This is a genomic window from Ferdinandcohnia sp. FSL W7-1320 (assembly GCF_038050315.1).
Taxonomy (GTDB): domain Bacteria; phylum Bacillota; class Bacilli; order Bacillales; family Bacillaceae_L; genus Ferdinandcohnia; species Ferdinandcohnia aciditolerans.
Genome location: NZ_JBBPAM010000001.1, coordinates 2,104,469 through 2,125,620 on the forward strand (window position 1 = coordinate 2,104,469; position 21,152 = coordinate 2,125,620).

Annotated in this window: 23 protein-coding genes; 17 read left to right on the forward strand and 6 right to left on the reverse strand. The window is 37.0% G+C overall.

The features are described 5' to 3' along the window. Positions 1-153 precede the first annotated feature (153 nt). A complete protein-coding gene (locus tag NST91_RS10600; RefSeq protein WP_341331089.1) occupies positions 154-411 on the forward strand; it encodes a YpbS family protein in 258 nt (85 codons plus the stop codon). 297 nt (positions 412-708) lie between these two features. After that, on the forward strand, positions 709-1,572 hold the full coding sequence (locus NST91_RS10605; RefSeq protein WP_341331090.1) for a 5'-3' exonuclease: 864 nt from the start codon (positions 709-711) through the stop codon (positions 1,570-1,572). A gap of 229 nt (positions 1,573-1,801) precedes the next feature. Here NST91_RS10605 and sspL read toward each other — a convergent pair whose 3' ends face one another. After that, the gene (sspL, locus tag NST91_RS10610) at positions 1,802-1,939 is read right to left on the reverse strand and encodes a small, acid-soluble spore protein L (protein WP_341331091.1); all 138 of its coding nucleotides are present in this window, start codon (positions 1,937-1,939) and stop codon (positions 1,802-1,804) included. A 99-nt stretch (positions 1,940-2,038) separates the two neighbouring features. Between sspL and NST91_RS10615 the strand changes: the two genes are divergently transcribed. Both NST91_RS10615 and NST91_RS10620 read left to right on the forward strand, forming a co-directional pair. Next, positions 2,039-2,500: a divergent PAP2 family protein gene (locus NST91_RS10615; protein ID WP_341331092.1), complete on the forward strand. Its 462-nt coding sequence runs from the start codon at positions 2,039-2,041 to the stop codon at positions 2,498-2,500. 59 nt (positions 2,501-2,559) lie between these two features. Beyond that, complete coding sequence (locus NST91_RS10620; RefSeq protein ID WP_341331093.1) at positions 2,560-2,838, forward strand: DUF6123 family protein; 279 nt, start codon at positions 2,560-2,562, stop codon at positions 2,836-2,838. 29 nt (positions 2,839-2,867) lie between these two features. Here the strand turns inward: NST91_RS10620 and NST91_RS10625 are convergent, their stop codons facing one another. Further along, complete coding sequence (locus NST91_RS10625; RefSeq protein WP_341331094.1) at positions 2,868-3,260, reverse strand: reverse transcriptase-like protein; 393 nt, start codon at positions 3,258-3,260, stop codon at positions 2,868-2,870. Between the two features lie 113 nt (positions 3,261-3,373). After that, positions 3,374-4,051 carry a queuosine precursor transporter gene (locus NST91_RS10630; protein WP_341331095.1) on the reverse strand — a complete coding sequence of 226 codons (678 nt, stop codon included), beginning with the start codon at positions 4,049-4,051 and terminating at the stop codon, positions 3,374-3,376. A gap of 188 nt (positions 4,052-4,239) precedes the next feature. Here NST91_RS10630 and NST91_RS10635 point away from each other — a divergent pair, with 188 nt between their 5' ends. From NST91_RS10635 to NST91_RS10645, 3 genes are all read left to right on the forward strand, one after another. Beyond that, positions 4,240-4,899, forward strand: a complete 660-nt coding sequence (locus NST91_RS10635; RefSeq protein ID WP_341333527.1) for a ribonuclease H family protein — start codon at positions 4,240-4,242, stop codon at positions 4,897-4,899. A gap of 97 nt (positions 4,900-4,996) precedes the next feature. Then, on the forward strand, positions 4,997-5,173 hold the full coding sequence (locus NST91_RS10640; RefSeq protein WP_121448235.1) for a zinc-finger domain-containing protein: 177 nt from the start codon (positions 4,997-4,999) through the stop codon (positions 5,171-5,173). A 373-nt stretch (positions 5,174-5,546) separates the two neighbouring features. Continuing rightward, positions 5,547-7,358, forward strand: coding sequence for an IS1182 family transposase (locus tag NST91_RS10645; RefSeq protein WP_341330442.1), 1,812 nt, complete (start codon positions 5,547-5,549; stop codon positions 7,356-7,358). 78 nt (positions 7,359-7,436) lie between these two features. Here the strand turns inward: NST91_RS10645 and cspD are convergent, their stop codons facing one another. After that, entirely contained in the window at positions 7,437-7,637 is a 201-nt protein-coding gene (cspD, locus tag NST91_RS10650; RefSeq protein WP_010283969.1) for a cold-shock protein CspD, read from the reverse strand. A gap of 394 nt (positions 7,638-8,031) precedes the next feature. On the opposite strand from cspD, the gene NST91_RS10655 reads away from it, so the two are divergent. The 5 genes from NST91_RS10655 to NST91_RS10675 all read left to right on the forward strand — a co-directional run bounded on the left by NST91_RS10655 (position 8,032) and on the right by NST91_RS10675 (position 12,502). Further along, positions 8,032-8,313, forward strand: a complete 282-nt coding sequence (locus NST91_RS10655) for a hypothetical protein (RefSeq protein ID WP_341331096.1) — start codon at positions 8,032-8,034, stop codon at positions 8,311-8,313. 126 nt (positions 8,314-8,439) lie between these two features. After that, positions 8,440-10,620: a DNA topoisomerase III gene (locus NST91_RS10660; protein WP_341331097.1), complete on the forward strand. Its 2,181-nt coding sequence runs from the start codon at positions 8,440-8,442 to the stop codon at positions 10,618-10,620. 139 nt (positions 10,621-10,759) lie between these two features. Beyond that, the gene (locus NST91_RS10665) at positions 10,760-11,368 is read left to right on the forward strand and encodes a TetR/AcrR family transcriptional regulator (protein WP_341331098.1); all 609 of its coding nucleotides are present in this window, start codon (positions 10,760-10,762) and stop codon (positions 11,366-11,368) included. 71 nt (positions 11,369-11,439) lie between these two features. Next, positions 11,440-11,802, forward strand: a complete 363-nt coding sequence (locus tag NST91_RS10670; protein ID WP_341331099.1) for an SCP2 sterol-binding domain-containing protein — start codon at positions 11,440-11,442, stop codon at positions 11,800-11,802. A gap of 19 nt (positions 11,803-11,821) precedes the next feature. Continuing rightward, positions 11,822-12,502 (forward strand): class I SAM-dependent methyltransferase, encoded by a 681-nt coding sequence (locus NST91_RS10675; protein ID WP_341331100.1) that lies wholly within the window; start codon positions 11,822-11,824, stop codon positions 12,500-12,502. Positions 12,503-12,534: 32 nt separating this feature from the next. Here the strand turns inward: NST91_RS10675 and metA are convergent, their stop codons facing one another. Then, positions 12,535-13,440, reverse strand: a complete 906-nt coding sequence (metA, locus tag NST91_RS10680; RefSeq protein WP_341331101.1) for a homoserine O-acetyltransferase MetA — start codon at positions 13,438-13,440, stop codon at positions 12,535-12,537. A gap of 201 nt (positions 13,441-13,641) precedes the next feature. On the opposite strand from metA, the gene NST91_RS10685 reads away from it, so the two are divergent. The 3 genes from NST91_RS10685 to NST91_RS10695 all read left to right on the forward strand — a co-directional run bounded on the left by NST91_RS10685 (position 13,642) and on the right by NST91_RS10695 (position 17,241). After that, positions 13,642-15,330: a formate--tetrahydrofolate ligase gene (locus NST91_RS10685; protein ID WP_341331102.1), complete on the forward strand. Its 1,689-nt coding sequence runs from the start codon at positions 13,642-13,644 to the stop codon at positions 15,328-15,330. 50 nt (positions 15,331-15,380) lie between these two features. Then, entirely contained in the window at positions 15,381-15,893 is a 513-nt protein-coding gene (locus tag NST91_RS10690) for a hypothetical protein (RefSeq protein WP_341331103.1), read from the forward strand. A gap of 502 nt (positions 15,894-16,395) precedes the next feature. Continuing rightward, on the forward strand, positions 16,396-17,241 hold the full coding sequence (locus tag NST91_RS10695) for a DegV family protein (protein WP_341331104.1): 846 nt from the start codon (positions 16,396-16,398) through the stop codon (positions 17,239-17,241). A 1-nt stretch (position 17,242) separates the two neighbouring features. Here the strand turns inward: NST91_RS10695 and NST91_RS10700 are convergent, their stop codons facing one another. Beyond that, positions 17,243-17,488 (reverse strand): hypothetical protein, encoded by a 246-nt coding sequence (locus NST91_RS10700; RefSeq protein WP_341331105.1) that lies wholly within the window; start codon positions 17,486-17,488, stop codon positions 17,243-17,245. 138 nt (positions 17,489-17,626) lie between these two features. Between NST91_RS10700 and NST91_RS10705 the strand changes: the two genes are divergently transcribed. Beyond that, positions 17,627-18,274 (forward strand): HD domain-containing protein, encoded by a 648-nt coding sequence (locus tag NST91_RS10705; RefSeq protein ID WP_341331106.1) that lies wholly within the window; start codon positions 17,627-17,629, stop codon positions 18,272-18,274. Continuing rightward, a complete protein-coding gene (locus tag NST91_RS10710) occupies positions 18,271-20,157 on the forward strand; it encodes an ABC-F family ATP-binding cassette domain-containing protein (protein ID WP_341331107.1) in 1,887 nt (628 codons plus the stop codon). Before NST91_RS10705 ends, NST91_RS10710 begins: the two co-directional genes overlap by 4 nt. The last annotated feature ends 995 nt before the right edge of the window (positions 20,158-21,152 follow it).

The window sequence follows — 21,152 nt, forward strand, 5'->3', positions numbered from 1 at the left end:
TGTTCATTTCGTAGCAGCACGAAAAAGTGGGAAGATGAACTACAGATGTGGACGTTTAGGCTATGATACAATGCCAGCTTATAAATTCAATTGTTGGACGCCTAAACCCCATATTGTTAAACTAATGAAGACTGATACAACGGAGGAGAAATAATGTCAAACGTCCATGAAGCAATCACAAAACATTCAAAATCACAGCACGAAATTGTTAAAACATTCGTGGGACTAGAGCAACAAAGAGAACTATTTATTGATGAGGCAGTTGCTTTAGCAAAACAAAACAAAGAATTCACCGTTGATAAAATCAATAGAGTGACGAATGAAATGAACAAACTTGCAAAAAAAGGAATTGTACCATTGAGGAAGCTTGTAACCGCTGATATGGTGAAGGAGTACGCATTCCGCAAATAAATGATGCATGTTGGGTTAATACTAACCATAATCTCTAATAAAGGAGACATGCATGTGAAAACCGATAAACAATCTGCTTCGAAAAAAGATAAAAAGCAAGATGGAAAAGGGACTACCCCTTATCATTTTGCATCCTATGCAGAAATTGAAGCAGAAAAAATGAAAAGTAAATAAATGTGAGCCCTCTTGTGTAAGAGGGCTTTTTTGTGCACATGGAAGGAAGATACAAACAAATGCACTTTAGATATATGTTATAATTCTATTTATGATGATTTTTGCTGAAAGGGAGGATATGCGATGAAAAAACAGATTATGTTAATAGATGGGATGGCATTATTGTTTCGCTCTTTTTATGCAACGGCAATGAGTGGATATTTTATGGTAAATAGTAAAGGGGTTCCAACAAATGGGATTCACGGATTTGTAAAACATATGATGACTGCCGTTAATAAGTACAAGCCTTCACATGTTATTTGTTGTTGGGATATGGGCAGTTCTACATTCCGTACAGAAATGTATGATGGATATAAAGCAAATCGTGGCGCACCGCCGGAAGAGTTAATTCCACAATTTGATTTAGTGAAGGATGTAGTTGAATCCTTTGATATTCCAAATGTGGGACTTTCTGGATATGAGGCAGATGATTGTATAGGTACGCTAGCAAAACAATATGGCCAAGATTCTGATGTGATCATTTTGACTGGTGACCAAGACATCTTGCAATTGCTTGATGAAAATATTACGGTTCTAATAATGAAAAAAGGAATCGGTAATTACGCAGAGTACACGAGTGAAAGCTTTCTTGAAGAAAAAGGCATTACTCCTCAGCAAATGGTTGACCTTAAGGCATTAATGGGTGATACAAGCGACAATTATCCGGGTGTAAGAGGGATCGGTGAGAAAACAGCACTTAAACTACTTCAACAGTTCGGGTCAATTGAAGGTATTCTTGAAAATGTAGAAAATTTAACAAAAGTGCAAAAGACAAAAATCAAAGAGGATCTGGAAATGTTACATTTATCGCGTAGATTGGCGAGAATTCATTGCGAAGTTCCGATTAATTGCTCACTTGATGATGCATTAATCCAAATTAACCGTGAAAAAGTACAGGAAAAGTTCTCGGAGCTTGAATTTAAAGGCTTGGATCAATTTATTAGTTAATGGAGTACTCAATTTGAGTGCTCTTTTTTTGATTTTATTGGAGACGTTAAGATTAAAAATGTTGCTTATGGCTGTTAATTTGAGTTTATGGCCAATAAATAAATTTTATAGCTGATAAATAATAAATATGGCTATTATGAAAATTTTTCGGCTGATCGCCTATGCGATTCATCCGTACAACAAGGATGCCCCGTGATCACAACCAATCACAGGGCATCTCACAAATACCTTATCTTTTTGTATTTGATTTCTTTGCTTTGTTTTCAAGCTCACTTTTTGGTTCCATAGAAAATTCGGTATCTTCATTATGACCTTGAGGGTTTACGCCTTTTGGAGCTTTTCCGCGGTTGTTTCCTTTTTGTGCCATGATATGTCACCTCCATTTCGTATTATTTCCATCCTAATTTGGAATATGTCTTGAATAGAAAATGAGGTGATACATGAAACTAACCATGAGGTGAGAATCGTGAACAAAGGAATCTATACTGCGCTACTAACAATTGGGCTTGCTCAATTTTTAAAAATTCCAATTAAAAAAGCCAAAACCGGAAAATGGGATTGGGGTACTTTTTTTGAAACGGGTGGCATGCCAAGCTCGCACTCAGCTGGCGTATCCTCTCTTGCAACTTTTATTGCGTTGAAAAGGGGTATTCCCACGATAGATTTTGCATTATCAACCATATTTGGCTTAATCGTAATGTATGATGCACAAGGTATCCGCCGCCAATCAGGTGAACTCACTATTAAGGTGAACGAGCTTGATGAAGAAATAGAGCGATTAGCAGGACAAAAGGACCATCACTACCATGACAACAAGGAACAGAGATTAAAAGAAAGACTTGGCCATCAGCCAGAAGAAGTACTTGGTGGAGCAATATTTGGAATGATTGCAGGTACAATAGCCCATTTTTTAACAAAAAAATCGTAGTATTTCGACAAAAAGTGCGATATTATTAGAGTAGAATTTTTTGTTGGGGTTGGGGTCTATTGTTTAAACTAGAAAAAAAAGTAAATGAATATTTACAATTCTTGGCGCAAAAGGGTTTTAACTTTGGAGAGGACGCAGTTGGCTTCATTACATTTGGTCAGCAATATACCAATGCAACAGACGAAATTGTCAATGTTGCAATTGAAATCACTTTAAAGGCCCAAAAGGAATTTGATGGAAGCTTCTTCATATCTTTATTAGAGATGCTGAAGGAAAATCAAATCCAAAGTCGAAAACAAGCAATTCGTTTTGTAGAAGAACGAAATATAATGGCATAAAACCCTTGGACAAGACAGTCCAAGGGTTTCTAAGTTTCATTTTTTCGGATGGCTTGTCTTGCTAATTCATCAGCCACTTTATTTTGTGCGCTTGGGATCCATTTAAGAAAAAAAAGGTCAAGTTCATTAGAAAGTAGCAATGCTTTTTCAAGCAAAGGAGCGAATTTTTTATTTTTGACGTATTCCTTTGCTATCGCTCGGTCAACCAGTTGTGAATCCGTTCGAAACGATACCACCCTGTAGTCATTCTTGATGCAAATTTCAAGACCTTTTAAAAGAGCATAGTATTCAGCTTCGTGGTTCGTCATAATCCCAAGAGGAATCGAATGTTTTTCCACGACACCATTTCCCTTAATAAAAACCCCAGCACCAGAAGGACCAGGGTCACCAGCGCTTGCACCATCTATATACACTTCGATCATCTAATGCCTCCAAAATATACTAAATAATGCCTATTTTATCATTAATCATGTAAAGTTGTGAAGATAATAAGAACAGGACGTCTACTCGCAGACATCCTGTTCTCTCACGTTAATTATGCATTTTTATGAAATCTTCTAGCGATATAAATAAATGGTGTATCGATTAAAGCAACTAACCATTTAATAAAGTATGTCGTTATGAAAATTTCAATCCATACGTCAAACGGATATGCACCTAAGAATGCAACACTTGTAAAGATTAATGTATCAAGTAGTTGGCTGATCATTGTGCTACCATTATTCCGTATCCAAAGTTGGTTATCCTTTGGAAATCGAGCTTTAATTTTTGAATAAATAATCACATCTGAATACTGACTAATCAGAAACGCAAGAAGGCTTCCTAAGGCAATCCGTGGAAGAAGTCCAAAGATTGTTTCCAACGACCCTTGAGCAAAGTCAACCTCATGCGGGTCAAACGCAAGAACAAACTGCATGATAACAATCATGGAAAGAAGTGTGAAAAAGCCAAGCCAAACACCTTTTTTCGCTTCCTTTTTTCCATACTTTTCATTCAGAATATCAGTAATTAAGAAAGTTGTTCCATACATAATATTACCGAGGGTAGCAGTTAATCCAAATAGCTCAACCGTTTTTACAACCTGCAGATTTGCTATAACGGTAGAAAAACCAATCCAAACAAATAATCCGGATTTTCCAAAAATGCGGTAAATCGTTAAGACTAAAATAAAATTGACAAGTGCAAAAATGAACCAAAGAATCTCGTTATACATACTATTACCTCCTATAGTTTTGATAACGCGGGAGTTTACGAACCGCGAAAGGACTTCATTTAATTGTCAAAGGTTTATTATAGTACGATACGAATAAAAGTGGAAGTACATAACCTAATGGAAAAAGTGTATAATGAGTAAAAAATTAGGAAAAATGAAGATACGTTCCACTAGAGAGGATGAGCATGATGAAACTTAAGCTGGAATGGACTTATAAAACGCCAAAAAACCAAGTGATAACCTTAATGTCGGATGAAGTATCTGCGGAAGAGGCATTGCTCTTAGCAGATGACTTTGAACGAACTGGACGCACAAAAGAAATCGTATTTTATGATGAGCGACATACAAAATGGACGAAAAAAGAAATCATTAAATTGATGAAAGTAGTTGAAACGGAACCTCAGGATGTTATTGCTTATTTCGATGGCGGGTTTGATATTCAATCAGGTAAGGCCGGCTTAGGTGTTGCTATATATTATTCCCAAAGTAAAAAGCCATATCGGGTTAGAGTAAATGAAGTATTTGAAGAAATGGAATCAAATAATGAGGCGGAATACGCAGCGTTTTGGTTACTTTTAAATACTCTTGAGGAAATAGGAGTACAGCATGCAACTGTCACATTTAAAGGGGATTCCCATGTTGTATTAAAACAATTGTCAGGGGAATGGCCGTGCTTTGAGGAGAACCTAAATAGGTGGCTGGATAGGATAGAGGAGAGAATTGAAAAGTTAGGGATTCATCCAATCTATGATCAGATTGGCAGGAAACAGAATGCAGAAGCAGATAGACTTGCTACACAGGCGCTCGAAGGAACCTTTGTTTCGAGTAAAATTGAAATAAAAGGGTAAGTAATTAAGCCTATTCATCATACTCATAAAGTAGGTGAATTTGATTGGGATGGATTCGAGTGGGCGATACCGATGAAAATAGGAGCTGATTTTTTTCATGAAACGGAAGGAACTTATATTGGAAGTTGGTGAAATACTTGACACCTATTGCCAAGATTGTTTTGTAAAAGAATATTTTCGCAAAGAACATGGCAAACGCTATGCCCAAAACTTCTGTATTAAAAACTGCACGGTTGGTCAAAAGCTGAAGGCATATGGAGAGAAACTATCATAATGTACGTAAAAAGGGCTCTTTTCGGTAGAAAGAGCCCAAAGAAAAGGGGTTGTCCGAAAAGTCATTGAAAAATGACTTTTGAGGATAGCCCCTCGTTTTTTGTTTTTGGATATTACTTATAAAAGGGTTGTTGATTTCCGCTGCAGGTTACTCGCTTTCCGCGGGCGGTCCGGGAGCCTCCTCGTCGCAAGCTCCTGCGGGGTCTCCCCTGGCCACGCTTTTCCCGCAGGAGTCTCGTACCTTCCGCTCCAATCAACAAGGTTTCATTATTCAGTAATATTAGTATTAAAATTTTCTAAAAAAACACACAAAAAAATCATCCTTTTTAGTAAAATGAAGTTATGACACAACATTACTGAAAGGATGATTCTTTATGAGCAATCAATTGATTACTAAAGATAATTATAACATGGAGATGTCTTTATTTCCAGAGTGTGAAGAAGAGAAACAAGTATGTCAAAACACTGAAACCCAGAAAAGCAATAAACCAAAAGAGCCTAACCCTCGTAAGTTAGCCCCTACTTTCAAACCCTACAATAATCGTCAAGTTCATATGATTTATGATATTGAATCTCTTATTTCAGAACATCACGAAGCTCGTGTAGTAGACGAAATGGTTGAGTCAATCCCTGATGAAAAACTATTTTCGTACTATGTAGGTGGTGGCAGGAGTCCCTACCATCCTAAATTGATGCTTAAAATTATTCTTTTTGGCTATTCCCAAAAGGTTTATTCCTGCCGTGGAATCGCCAAATTAACAGAGGAAAATATCCCAGCTATGTGGTTGACAGCGATGCAACAACCAGATTTTCGTACTATTAATGAGTTCCGCGGTGGACGGATGAAAGATTTAATGGATGAACTATTTGAAGCTATGATTCGCAAATTGATTGAAGAGAACTACATATCATTCGAAAATTACTTTTTGGATGGCACCAAGATTGAAGCCAATGCCAACAAGTATAGTTTTGTATGGAAACGGGCCACTTCAAAATTCGAAGAGAAGTTAAAAGAAAAAATTAAAGAAACACTTCAGCATATCCATAAACTAACACAATCAGAAACTCAACCTGAACAACTATCAACCGATCAAGAACAAGAAATTACCGAACAAGAATTAATAGAAGTTGCGGAGGAATTAGAGGTAAAGGTTGATGCGCTAACAGAGGTAATTGAAAATGAAACGGATAAAGAAATTCGAAAAGAAAAAAGACAAGAACGTAGTCAATTAAAGAAATCAATCAAACAAATCCGTGAGGATTTCATACCTCGCATGACTAAATATAAGGAACAAAATGAAACGTTCGGTGATCGGAATAGCTATTCGAAAACTGACAAAGATGCCACCTTTATGCGAATGAAAGAAGATCATATGAAAAACGGACAACTTAAGCCAGGGTATAATGTACAAATGGGAACAGAGAATCAGTTTATTTTGTATTATACAATCCATCAACGACCTACAGATACACGCTGTTTTATCCCTCATATGGAGAAACTGGCAGCTTCTTCTCTGCCCATGCCTAAAGTAGTGAGTGCAGATGCAGGATATGGTAGTGAAGAGAATTATGTCTATAGCGTTGGGGAAGAGAAAGAGCAACGATTTGAGTTTCTTATTCCTTATGGGAGCTATGTACAGGAACAAACACGCAAATACAAGAAAGACATTAAAAATGCGAAAAACTGGACCTATGTTGAAGAAGATGACTGTTTTATTTGCCCGAATGGAATGAATGTAACATTTAAAAAATATCAAAACAAAAAGAATCAGTCTGGCTATGAGCAAAGCTTCAAAATATATGAATGTGAGGATTGTACAGATTGCCCTCTTAAAGCACAATGCACTAAAGCAAAAGGCAATCGACAAGTTCATTGGAATACAATTTTTGAAGAAATGAAAGCAAAGGCCAAAGCAGCCCTTGAATGTGAAGAAAAGACCGCTATCTACGCTCAACGTAAAGTAGAAGTAGAAAGTGTGTTCGGTCACATCAAGGGCAATCGGTCGTTCCGCAGATTTTCATTGAGGGGACTCAACAAAGTGAATGTCGAGTTTGGGATTGTGGCATTAGCCCACAACATACTGAAAGTAGCAGGCATCCGCCAGCTACTTTCAGAGAAAAATCGAACAACTCGAAAAGGCAAGGGAGAAAAACGACTCGTTTTTCTCCCTTGCCTTATTTTTTAGGACTTATGGGACAGCCCCAAAGAAAAGGCTGATAAAAAATCAGCCTTGGTTTCACATTGTTAAGTTAAAATGTAAGAATTATAGCTTTACAACGTTTGCAGCTTGAGGTCCACGATTTCCTTCAACAACTTCGAAAGAAACTTCTTGACCTTCTTCTAAAGATTTGTAACCTTCACCTTGGATAGCTGTGAAGTGTACGAATACATCGTCTCCGCCTTCAACTTCGATGAAGCCAAATCCTTTTTCATTGTTAAACCATTTTACTTTACCGTTTTGCATTATGCTTTTCCTCCTAAACCTTCGGCACAACCGTGCATCGTAAAAATTTTATCAATTAGCTACATATTTATGTATCTTTAAAAATAATAATATTGTAAAAAAAATACTTAACTACTAGCTAAATGATGATATTAATATACAACCTAAATCGTGTTAAGTCAAGGGAATAAAGGGTTTTTTACGTATTATTGGAAGATATTTGTGACAAAGAAGAGGGGAAATGTTAAAATTCTTAAATATTTTTGTATATTCGAATAATTATTGAAGAAATTCCATTATTTGATATAATGATAGAAAGAAAAGTTTGAGGTGTCCAATACGATTATCGATTCATATTTCAAAAAACATGAAATTGAAAGCGTTTTATCATTACTGTTGGATGGAGGCTACTATTATGTTTAGACACAATTACAATGGGAAAGAAATCATTATCAGGTTTACCTCAAATTCGAATAGCACCAAGGTCAATAAGGATTTTTTGTATAAAAAAATATTATCCATATGTGAAAGTATAATGTCTGCAGATCATGAAACTCCTTTCATAGTCGAGGATGATCAACGACGCCTTGCAGTAGGCACGGTACAGCATGGTGATTTAACTGTTATCTCTATCCATCATATTGTCGAACCATTGCATATGTATCTCCAAATAAATGAAGTTAAAAAACCATCTTGAATGGTTTTTTAACTTTAATTATCCCTCCTATCTGTCTCTCATATTCTCCCACCAAAATCTGTATTTCTATGAATCCTAAAGTTTTGATAAAATAATCATAGTAGTGTAATTGAAAAGAGGAATAAAATGAAGGTTATTATCGCGGAAAAACCAGACCAAGCGATGAAGCTTGCTGCTCCATTTAGGAGTAAAAAATCTCAAGGGTTTATTGAGGTTTCGCCAGATCCAATATTTCCTAAGGGTGCTTACTTTACATGGGCAGTCGGTCATATTTGTGAGTTGCTTCCACCCGAAGAATATAATCCTGCCTGGAAAAAATGGAGAATTGAAACACTCCCTCTCATCCCCGACCAATTCTCATATCGGGTCATGAAGTCAAAATGGAAACAGTTTACCATTATAAAAAATCTCCTTCGAAAAACTGAAGTAACGGAAATCATTCATGCAGGTGATGCTGGACGTGAGGGAGAACTAATTATCCGTAATATTATTGAAATGGCCAATGTAAGTAAGCCGATAAAACGATTATGGATTTCATCTTTAACGGAAAAAGCTGTGAATGATGGATTTCAAAATCTATTAATGGAGGAGGATACTAGGAATCTATACTATGAAGCGAAGGCTAGGGCATGTGCAGATTGGATTGTTGGGATGAATGCATCTAGAGTCTACACATTACTGCTGAAGCAAAAAGGAGTATCTGATGTATTCTCAGCAGGAAGAGTTCAAACTCCTACTTTGGCTTTGATTGTTAAACGTGAAAAAGAAATTGCTAATTTCAAATCTGAGCCATTTTGGGAGGTATTTGCCAAGTTCCAAGTGAATGGTAAGCACTATGAGGGGAAATGGATAAAAGATAATGAATCACGGCTTTCTTCACAAGACATGGCTGAGAGGATTGCGGCTTTTTGTCGGGATAAGCCTGCGGAAATTGCTGAAGTGGAAATAGAGAAGAAAGAATATCAGCCTCCTTTACTATTTAATTTGTCGAGTCTTCAGGCAACCGCAAACAAAGCGTTTAAATTCTCACCAAAAAAAACATTGGATGTCGCACAAAGTCTATATACAAAAGGGATTATTTCCTATCCCCGTTCGGATTCAAGCTATATAACAAAAGGGGAAGCACAGACAATTCCAGAAATTTTTTCAAAGCTTAATAAACTGGGAGACTACAAGGATTTTTTTCCAACACCTAATGTGTCAATAATGAATAATTCACGTTACGTTAATGAGAAAAAAGTGACTGATCACTATGCAATTATTCCAACTGAGCAGGTTCCGAATCCTGAAAAGCTATCCGGTGATGAGAAGAAGATTTACGATCTAATCGTTAAACGTTTGATTGCCGCGCACTATAAGCCTGCTATTTTTAACTATACAACCGTAAAAACTTTAGTGGATAAACGTGCTGAATTTGTAACAAAGGGAAAGGTAATGCTTCAGGAAGGGTGGAGAAAGGTACTCTTCCAGGATAATTCAAAGGATGAGGATGTAATCTTGCCACCCCTAGAAAAGGACGAAGCAGGGGTAGTCGAAAACAGTTACACAAAAGAAGGGAAAACACAGCCGCCGAAACGCTATACTGAAGGACAGTTGATTACCTTAATGAAGACGGCTGGTAAGCATATTGACAATGATGAGTTAGAGAAAATTCTTGCTAAAACAGAAGGTCTTGGCACCGAAGCAACACGCGCGGGTATTATCACTATGTTAAAACAACGGAACTATATTAAGGTAGAGAAAAACCAAGTATTTGCAACAGAAAAAGGGATTCTATTAATCGATGTGATTGGTGAAAAAATCCTTGCATCTCCTGAAATGACAGCGAAATGGGAACAGCGTCTTCATGAAATAGGACAAGGGAAAGCTTCGCCTGCATCATTTATGATTCAGACGAAGAAGCTTTCTCAAAAAATTGTGGATGATGCAAAAGTACAAAGTGATACATGGGATTTCTCAAATATCAAGATAGAAAATGTTAGTTCCCAAAACAGCTCGTATAATAAAAAAGACATCGGAACAGTTGTAGGAACCTGTAAAAAATGTGGTGGTGAGGTTATCAATAAAGGTAAATTTTATGGTTGTGCAAACTATAAAACAAAAGGCTGCCAATTCACAATTTCAGGAAAAATCTTAGGTAAAACAATTACGAAAACAAATATTCAAAAATTACTTTCAGCAAATAAAACTAATTTAATAAAAGGATTTAAAAAAGATAGCAAAACATTTGATGCATATCTTAAATGGAATGACCAAACAGGAAAAATAGAATTTGAATTTCCGGCAAAAATACTAAATAATAATTAAAATGTAAGAGAAAAGGCAATATGCCTTTTCTCCTTTTTTTAAAATTTTCAAAAAACTGGATTGAACCATATATAACCAGGTTGTATAATAGAAAAGAATGCTTGATACGTACACGTACTAAAAGAATGGATGGATTGATTTGTTATTTGTAAAGGAAATGCCGATAGAGGCAAGAGAAAAACTTTTATTTGCTGGACTTAGGCTATTTACAGAAATGGGGTATCAAAAGACATCTGTACTTGAAATTGTCGAAATGGCGAGAGTTTCAAAGACAACCTTCTATCAGCATTTTAAAAGTAAGGAAGATATCATGGTTGCTTTGTTTGAACAGCTTGGCAACGAAATGTCTGAGGAAGTGAAACTAGCAATCTCACTAGAAGAAAGCATGTCTTACAAAGCGTTTGCTGGGATTAATCGGTATATCCAAATTTGTTTTGAAAATAAACATGTTGCACAAATATTATTGGTTGAATCAGTTGGAGTGTCGCGGAATGTTGAAATGGTGCGCCAAAGGTCTCACCAAGTGTTTGCATCAATTATTCTGCAAACAGTTCAGGCAGAGCTGCCGAAAACTGTTTCAAAGATAGAAATGCGAATCGTGGCCCAAGCAATGGTTGGTGCAATTAATGAAGTCATTATGCAAAACTTTTTTAACAATGAAGAAGAGACAATTGATTTTGAGGGGATATCTAGATTGTTAAACCGAATCGTTATTTCTGCATTTGTGAATCTTGGAATGCAGGAATAATCTATTTCTGTAGAAGGAATACGATTTCGTACTCAATGTTAATAATTAAAAATATTTGGGAGGATGCTAACATGACAAATGGTATTGAGAGTTACACATTATCTGAATTGATGCAAAGAATAGAAGAAGTGATTAACCAAAACCCGGGACCTATTGAAGGTCTTAATGTGATTTATCAGTTTAATATTACGGGAAATGAAGAAGCAATCTTTCAACTTAAGGTCGAAGGTGGTCAGGCAAAGATATCAGAGGCTACTGAAGGGGCAGATTGCACGCTAATTTTATCACTAGTAAACTTTAAAAATTTCTTAATAGGAAAACTAGGTGGAACTGCTGCTTTTATGACAGGGAAATTAAAAATGAAAGGTGATATTGGCAAAGCAATTAAATTAGAAGGACTATTACGGGAATATAATCTTAAAGAACATCTATAAGTTAGAGAGGGTGAACAGGATGGGCGATTTCAGATGGCATAAGGAAGCTGAAAAGCAATGGGATGGTCGTGCTGACTTTTGGAGTAAGCAAAGTCAAGATATGTGGAATTCCGGAAGCCGCTCCACAATTATTCCTTTTTTTTCAAAGCACCTAGCGGATAAAGCTCATATTTTGGATGCAGGCTGTGGTGACGGTTACGGGTCATATTTACTTTCTGAGCTTGGGTTTCAAGTAGTTGGGGTTGACATTTCAGCTGAGATGATTGAAAAAGCCAATAATAGAAGTCAATCTGAAAACCTTTCATTTACACAAGGTGATTTGACAAATCTACCTTTTGAGAATGAAACTTTTTCAGGAATCATGGCAATTAACTCAATTGAGTGGACAGAGCAACCACTACAAGCAATTAACGAAATCAGGCGTGTGACAAAACCAGGAGGTATCTTTTGTGTTGGGCTATTAGGTCCTACGGCAGGACCAAGGCAACATGCATATCAACGCTTGTACGGGGATACCGTCATCCAAAATACGATGATGCCTTGGGAATTTGAGCAATTGGCATCTGAAAATGGCTGGCGAGTAGTTGATGGTCAGCCTGTTTATAAGGATGCTGTGAAAATCGAAACAACGAAGGGATTACCCAAAGAACTAAAACAAGCATTATCGTTTATGTGGGTGTTTATTTTAAAAAAAGCGTAAGAAAAGGTATCTCGAGTCCGAGATACCTTCTATTATTCCCAGTCATATGGAGTTTCTTGATAAACATAATAATTGAGCCAATTTGCAAACAATAGATAAGAGTGTGATCTCCAGCTGTGAACCGGTGGATTGGCCGGGTCATTGTTTGGAAAATAATTAACAGGAATAATGACTTTACCTTTAGCGAGGTCACGTTCATATTCCTCTTTTAACGTATTAACATCATATTCAGGATGGCCAGTAAGAAAAATATGTTTTCCGTCTTTTGAAGCAACTAGGCACACACCTGCATCATTTGAAAAAGATAAAAGTGTCAATTCTTCAGTATTTTCAATTTCCTCAAGTTTTACCTCAGTAAACCGGGAATGCGGTACATAATATAAATCATCAAAGCCGCGAACCAATTTCACATCCTTATTAACTAAATGGTGGTGAAACACACCCGTACATTTTTCAGATAGCGGGTATTTTTTAACCCCATAATGATAATAAAGCCCCGCTTGTGCACCCCAGCAAATATGTAATGTCGAGGTTACGTTGGTTTTCGTCCAATCCATAATTTCCTTTAGCTCTTCCCAATAGTTCACATCCTCGAACGAAAGGTGCTCAATCGGTGCACCAGTTATGATCATCCCATCAAACTTTCTGTGCTTAATGGCAGAAAAGGATGTGTAAAATTTATCAAGGTGATTCTTTCCCGTGTTTTTAGCAACATGCGTTTCTGGGAATAACAATGTAATATTCAGTTGTAATGGGGAGTTTCCAAGTAGTCTAAGGAGCTGGGTTTCTGTTCGTTCTTTTTCTGGCATAATGTTTAAGATTACTATATTAAGTGGACGAATATCTTGACTGTAAGCACGATCTTCATCCATTACAAATATATTTTCAGATTCTAATACTTCTTTTGCAGGTAAATCATGAGGGATATTAATTGGCAATCCTATCATCTCCTAGTTTCTTATAATTGAAATTTTACAACAATTCACACAGGAATATCAAATAAAAAATCTTTACTTGTTTTATGCACTAAAGAGTAAGGGATAAAAATAGAAGTTTCACTTTATACCGATGTATCAAATAAGGTAAGATATAGGAGTATGGGAAGTTTGTTCACTAAAATTGTCTTGGGGGTATTGTGCATGAGTTTATCAACAAAGTATAAGTCTGATATTGAAATTGCTCAAGAGGCTGAGTTAAAGCCAATTAAGGAAATTGCAGAACAGTTAGATTTACTTGAAGAAGAACTAGAACCCTATGGTCATTACAAAGCAAAAATTTCCTTAGACGTGATGAAGCGTCTTGAACAAAAAAAGGATGGTAAAGTCATCCTCGTAACATCCATTAATCCTACGCCGGCGGGGGAAGGAAAATCGACAGTCACTGTTGGACTTGGACAAGGACTTGCTAAACTTGGAAAAAGCGCAATGGTTGCGATGAGAGAGCCATCCCTAGGACCAACGATGGGAATTAAAGGCGGTGCAACGGGTGGCGGATATTCACAGGTGATCCCAATGGAGGACATCAACCTGCATTTTACAGGAGATTTTCATGCGATTACAACTGCAAATAACACACTATCTGCATTAATTGACAACCATATTCATCAAGGAAATGAACTTCAAATTGATGTCAGACGTGTCACATGGAAGCGCGTTGTTGATTTAAATGACCGTGCGCTACGAAATGTTGTAGTAGGGCTGGGAGGACCTACTCAAGGTGTGCCTCGTGAGGATGGATTTGATATTACCGTTGCATCAGAAATTATGGCGATATTCTGTCTAGCAACAGACATACAAGATTTGAAGCGAAGACTATCAAAAATAGTAGTGGCTTATAATATACATAAACAACCGGTCACAGCAGCAGACCTAGGAGCAGAGGGCGCGCTTACCCTTTTATTAAAGGATGCTCTTAAACCAAATTTAGTTCAAACACTCGAACACACACCAGCTCTTATTCACGGTGGCCCTTTTGCTAATATCGCTCATGGCTGTAATAGTGTAATTGCCACAAAAATGGCGGCGAAATTAGCTGATTATGTGTTAACAGAGGGTGGTTTTGGTGCTGATCTTGGAGCCGAGAAGTTCCTCGACATTAAAGCAAGATATGCAGAAATTAAGCCAAAGGCAGTTGTGATTGTTGCAACTAACCGAGCTTTAAAAATGCATGGTGGCGTTAAAAAGGAAAATTTAACTGAAGAAAATGTGGAAGCTTTAGCGAAAGGTTTAGAGAATCTTCAAAAACATATTGAAACCATTCAAGCTTTCGGATTGCCATTTGTAGTGGCGATTAACCGTTTCGTTACGGATACTGAAAAAGAAGTTGAAAAAATCGAATCTTGGTGTGCGGAACACTCTTATCCTGTTGCACTTACAGAAGTTTGGGAAAAAGGCGGCGAAGGTGGAGTGGAGCTTGCTAAGAAGGTACTCGATACAATCGAAAATGGTGAAAATCACTATGCCCCAATCTACGAATTATCTGCTTCAATTGAAGAGAAAGTAAAGGCAATTGCTAAAACTGTTTATGGGGCAAAAGATGTTGAGTTCTCGAATAAAGCGAAAAAACAAATGATTGATTTTGAAAAATTCGGGTGGAGCAATCTTCCAGTTTGTATGGCGAAAACTCAATACTCCCTTTCAGATGATCCAACATTGCTCGGAAGACCAACGGATTTTACCATTACTATACGTGAATTTAGACCATCTATCGGCGCTGGATTTATTGTAGCTCTAACGGGTGATGTCATGACGATGCCTGGGCTACCAAAGAAGCCATCAGCACTTAATATGGATGTTTCTGAAGACGGAAAAGCTGTAGGCTTATTTTAGATAATGATAGGGGGATTTCCCCCTTTATACCAAAAAGGAAGGTATATTTTATGTTTGATCCAACCGTATTTGAAAACCTAAAGGTTGTAATTGAGGGAGCCCTTTATGATTTAGATCTAGAAGGACAACTCTTGATTACTGATCGTCAGGATCAAGTGGAAATGGCGAAAATGGGTAGGCATTATCGCATTACCTTTAAGGATAAAACGATTGATAAAATTCAAGCCTATATTAATTTGAAAGTTGACCTTGATAATCTTGTTACTGAACTACGAAGCCTTGATGATAGTAAACCAGGGTGTCATTTGGAAATAGGGTTTATTTTTAAACTCGAATCGCTGGATGTTTGCCCAAGTATTGATCGAGTATTAACCACTATTTGGGGTGACGAAAGGGAAATCGAACAGGAAATTTCTTTTCAATATGGTACGAGAAATCAATATACAAACAATAGTAAAATTACTTTTCACCGATTAATTCAAGAAGATCATATAGATGATTTACTTGAAATGATTGACTATATCATTAAGACGATTCATCAACTACATACTGCTACTGCTTAGGGGCAATCTAGCCTCTTTTTTTTAGGCTGTTTTCTAAAAGATTGTTGCTTTTATATGTAGGGTGATTTTGGCTCCTGGTACTTGATTTCCGCGGCGATCCGCAAGCCTCCTCAACGAAATGTGGAGGTGGCTTGCACAGAAACGAGAAAATTGGCCGACTAAAGCGCCACGTCCTGTGGCGAAGTCGGCACTAGCACGTCCTGTGCGTCTGAGACTCCGAAAAAGAGGCGTATTTTGCCTCTGAAGGAGGGGTTGAAATTTCTCGAGTTTCTAGCCGCTGAAACTGGACACGTCGCTGCTGCTCCTGCGGGGTCTCTTCTGGCTCGCTTATCTAGCAGGAGTTCCCTTGCATAATCGAATCAAAAAGCAACAAAGTTTACGAAAATATCCTTTTTTTTACAACTAAAGGATTAAATTTTCTGATAATTTAGTGTTTTTTATGATATAGTAAGAGCATATATAGTAATATAGTGATAATGGTATTTGTTAAGGGGGCGATTTTATGGGGAAAATTGCATGGGTCACAGATAGTACAGGATTTTTAGATGAGGAACTTTTGGACCATGAGGATATTTTTGTGATTCCAATGACGGTCTTTTTCGATGAGGAAGAATATCTTGATGGAGTTACGATTACTCCTGCTCAATTTTTTGAACGATTGAAAACGGCAAAGACCATCCCAAAAACATCACAGCCTTCCATTGGAAGCTTTGTAGAATTATATAATAGTCTTGAAGAAAATTATGATGAGATTATCTCGTTGCATATCTCGGAAAAATTAAGTGGAACCGTTTCGTCAGCAAGACAAGCTGCAGAATTAGTAAATATTCCAGTAACAGTCATTGATTCAAAAATCCTTACCTATCCGATGACAAAATTAATGAAAGAAGGGATGAAGCTTTTACAGGAGGGTGGGACCGTAGCAGAGGTTGAAGAACAAATTGTGGATTTGGCTGAGAAATTAGAAACCTATGTCATTATCGGAAGTTTAGAACAACTGCACCGAAGTGGACGAATGAACACGGCCCAATATTTCCTTGGGAGCATGCTTCAAATTAAGCCAGTCATCCAAATTAACGATGGTGCGCTTTCTGTAAAAGAAAAAGTACGCTCTGAAAATAAAGCAACAAGTAAAATACTAGGTTATTTAAAGGATGCCATCGCGAAAAATCATGTGGATGAGGTCTATATTTTATATGGCTTGGACGATTCTAAGACTAAGGAATGGGAGCAACACATCCGGGAATTTGCGCCAGACAATATTTCGATTAATGCTTACCCACTTGGTGTTGCGATTGGCGTACATGCTGGTGAAAATACCATTGGGATTAGTTGGATGAATAAATAATCTATTTAACTAGGATGTATTGTACTTCGTTATGAGATAGGGGGGCAATGGCTGCGATATTGTACCCAATACTTAAGAATTGGGAGATTGTTTCTGCACAATTTGGATGTGGTGGTTCAGTAGGAGCATGAAGGCTCTTATGGAGTTGTAAAAATTGATTTGTAGCGGGATTACACGTTATTAATACAACATGACGTCCAAACCATGCAGTGCCAATTTCCCGATTAAAACCTTCAGGATAATACATATTTATTTACCACCTTTCAAATTACCAGAGTTTACTCTGGTTTTTTTAGTTTATGCATGTGTTTTGTAGTGCGCGACAGTTTAGTTGGCGCTAGAATATGATACAATGGTTACGATATTGATGGTAGTGGAGGATACGATGGATCAGCAGAAAATAATTGAAGCAACAACTACTTTTGTGAAAAATATTTTGCAACATGATAGCAGTGGTCATGATTGGTGGCATATAGAACGCGTCAGAAAAGCAGCATTGCAAATTGGTGAAGAAGAAAATGCCAATTTATTTGTCGTAGAAATGGCAGCATTATTACATGATGTGGCAGACGAGAAATTAAACAAATCAGAAGAGGAAGGCCACATGAAAGTACGGAACTGGCTTTCATCTATACAAATAACTGAGTCTGAACAAGAGGAAATCATTGAAATCATCTCAACAATGTCTTTTAAGGGTGGCAGTAGACCGCCAATGAAAACAATTGAAGGCAAGGTTGTTCAAGATGCTGATCGATTAGATGCGATTGGTGCAATTGGAATTGCAAGAACCTTTGCTTATGCAGGGGCGCACGGTGATTTAATCTATGACCCAGCACTCCCTTTTCGTGAAAGCATGACAAAGGAAGAGTACCGGAACGATAAATCCACAGCAGTCAATCATTTTTATGAAAAATTATTAAAATTAAAAGATACTCTTAATACAAATGCAGCAAAAAAAGCAGCCAAGGAACGTCATGATTTCATGACAGCGTTTCTTGATCAATTTTATAAAGAATGGAATGGACAGTTATGAGGCTTTTAACGGTTGAGGGTTTAGCAAAAAGCTATGCTGAAAAAACATTGTTCGAGGAAATCTCATTCAGCATTACAGATAATGAGCGAATCGGTATAATCGGTGTGAATGGAACCGGAAAATCGACGTTATTAAAAATCATTGCAGGTGTAGAAGAGGCTGACCGCGGCGAGATTACTCATTCAAAGGGATATACAATTAGCTATTTACCGCAACAACCTGAATTTACTCAAGGGAATACGGTTCTTGACCAAGTATTCCAAGGCAATACGCCGCTCCTCCGGCTGTTAAAAGAATATGAGGAAGCGATGCTTCAGATTGAAAAAGATTCGATGAATACAGTGTATCAAGAGAAACTATACGACCTGCAACAAAAAATGGATGCCGCAAATGCGTGGGAGGCAAACTCCAACGCAAAAGCTGTATTATCAAAGCTTGGAATTATCGATTTTTCTCAGGACGTGATGGAACTGTCAGGTGGCCAGAAGAAGCGGGTGGCATTAGCTCAAAGCTTAATTGAAGTTCCGGACCTACTCATTTTGGATGAGCCAACCAACCATTTAGATTACAATACGATTAAGTGGTTAGAAGACTATCTCGCAAAATACAACGGAGCACTACTGGTTGTTACGCATGATCGTTATTTCTTAGACCGTGTGACGAACCGAATTATTGAGCTTGATGAAGGAAGGCTATACACCTATACCGGAAACTATAGTAGCTTCTTAGAGGCAAAAGCGGTACGAGTGGAACAGGAGCAAGCATCTGAACTAAAGCGACAAAACCTATATAGACGTGAACTTGCTTGGATTCGTCGTGGTGCTAAAGCGAGAACAACAAAGCAAAAAGCACGGATTCAGCGTTTTGAGGAAATTGAAAATGCAAAAAAGACAATAAATACGGATTCGCTTGATATTTCAGTTGGTGGTAGCCGACTAGGTAAAAAAGTTATTGAATTGAAAAATGTTTCAAAGAGTTTTGGTGACACGAAGATTTTAGAGGATGTCAATTTACTTGTAAAACCGGGTGACCGAATCGGAATTGTTGGACGAAATGGAAGCGGGAAATCCACATTATTAAATATCATTGCAGGTCAAATTCCTGTAGATACGGGCGAAATCGAGATTGGACAAACAGTTAAGCTCAGCTACTATACTCAGGAAAGCATAGATATGGATCTTAACAAACGAATGATTGAGTATATTAAAGAAACGGCGGAAATGATTCATACCCTTGATGGTAAAATGATATCAGCAGCGCAAATGCTAGAGCGGTTTTTATTCCCAATGCATACCCATGGTACACCGATTCGCAAGCTTTCTGGCGGGGAGCGAAGACGTTTGTATTTATTGAAAATTATCATGGGTGAGCCAAATGTGTTGTTACTGGATGAGCCTACGAATGATTTGGATACTCATACATTGACAGTATTAGAGGATTATTTAGAGGACTTCCCTGGTGTTGTAATCACTGTTTCGCATGACCGATATTTCTTAGATAAAGTGACAGACCAACTGTTAATTTTTGAAGAGGGGCACCAAATTTCAACGTATTTTGGAGATTACTCAGATTACCTTGAGAAAAATTCAATTGAGGCTGCGAAGACAGTACAAAAAGAAAAAATCGAAAAAACACCTGCACAAGAGACGCCGAAACCAAAGAAAAAGAAGCTTTCCTACAAGGATCAGCTTGAATGGGATGAAATTGAGGGGAAGATTGAGGCCCAAGAGGAAAAGGTTGCAGCACTTGTTAAAGAAATTGAAGAAGCAGGAAGTGATTACCAAAAGGCACAGCAGGCAATGGATGATCATGCAAAGGAATCAGAAGTACTGGATCACTTACTTGAAAGATGGGCAGAACTATCTGAACTTGTCAATGACTAAGAAGAGAGGCTAGGCATCATATTTGGTTTTAAAATATAATCTTTTTTGATTTTGATATCCAAATTATCTTTTTTTGGTTTTGTGAATGACTTTATACTGCAAATTTAAATAAAGCATCCGCATTCCTTTTTTGCGTATGCTTTTATTCCTTTTTGATTTAAAAATAATACGGAAATGGTTAATTTTTACATTCCATATCGATTTTAAAACGATTTATTCCATTTATTGGGCTTTGCGAATGCCTTTATACTGTCAGTTTAGCTAAAAGCATCCGCATTCCTTATTTTCGTATGCTTTTATCACACTTTGACTTGAAAACGATACGCAAATGGATATTTATTACACATTTCATCGCGTTTAAAACAATTACTACCATTTATTGGATCTTGCGTATGCCTTTATCCTGCAAATTTATATAAAAGCATACGCATTCCTTATTTTCGAATGCTTTTATCACATTTTGCCTTGAAAATAATACGCAAATGGATATTTATTATACTTTTCATCGCGTTTAAAACAATTACTACCATTTATTGGATCTTGCGTATGCCTTTATCCTGCAAATTTAAATAAAAGCATCCGCATTCCTTATTTTCGTATGCTTTTATCACATTTTGGCTTGAAAACGATACGCAAATGGATATTTATTACACTTTTCATCGCGTTTAAAACGATTACTACCATTTATTGGATCTTTCGTATACCTGTATCCTGCAAATTTAAATAAAAGCATACGCATTCCTTTTTTGCGTATGCTTTTATTGCTTTTTTATTAAAAAATGATGCACAAATGGATAATTATTACACTTTATATCGATTTTAAAACGTTTTATTCCATTTATTGGATCTTGCGAATGCCTTTATACCGCAAATTTATATAAAAGCATCCGCATTCCTTATTTTCGAATGCTTTTATTGCTTTTTTATTAAAAAATGATGCACAAATGGATAATTATTACATTTCATATCGATTTTAAAACGATTTATTCCATTTA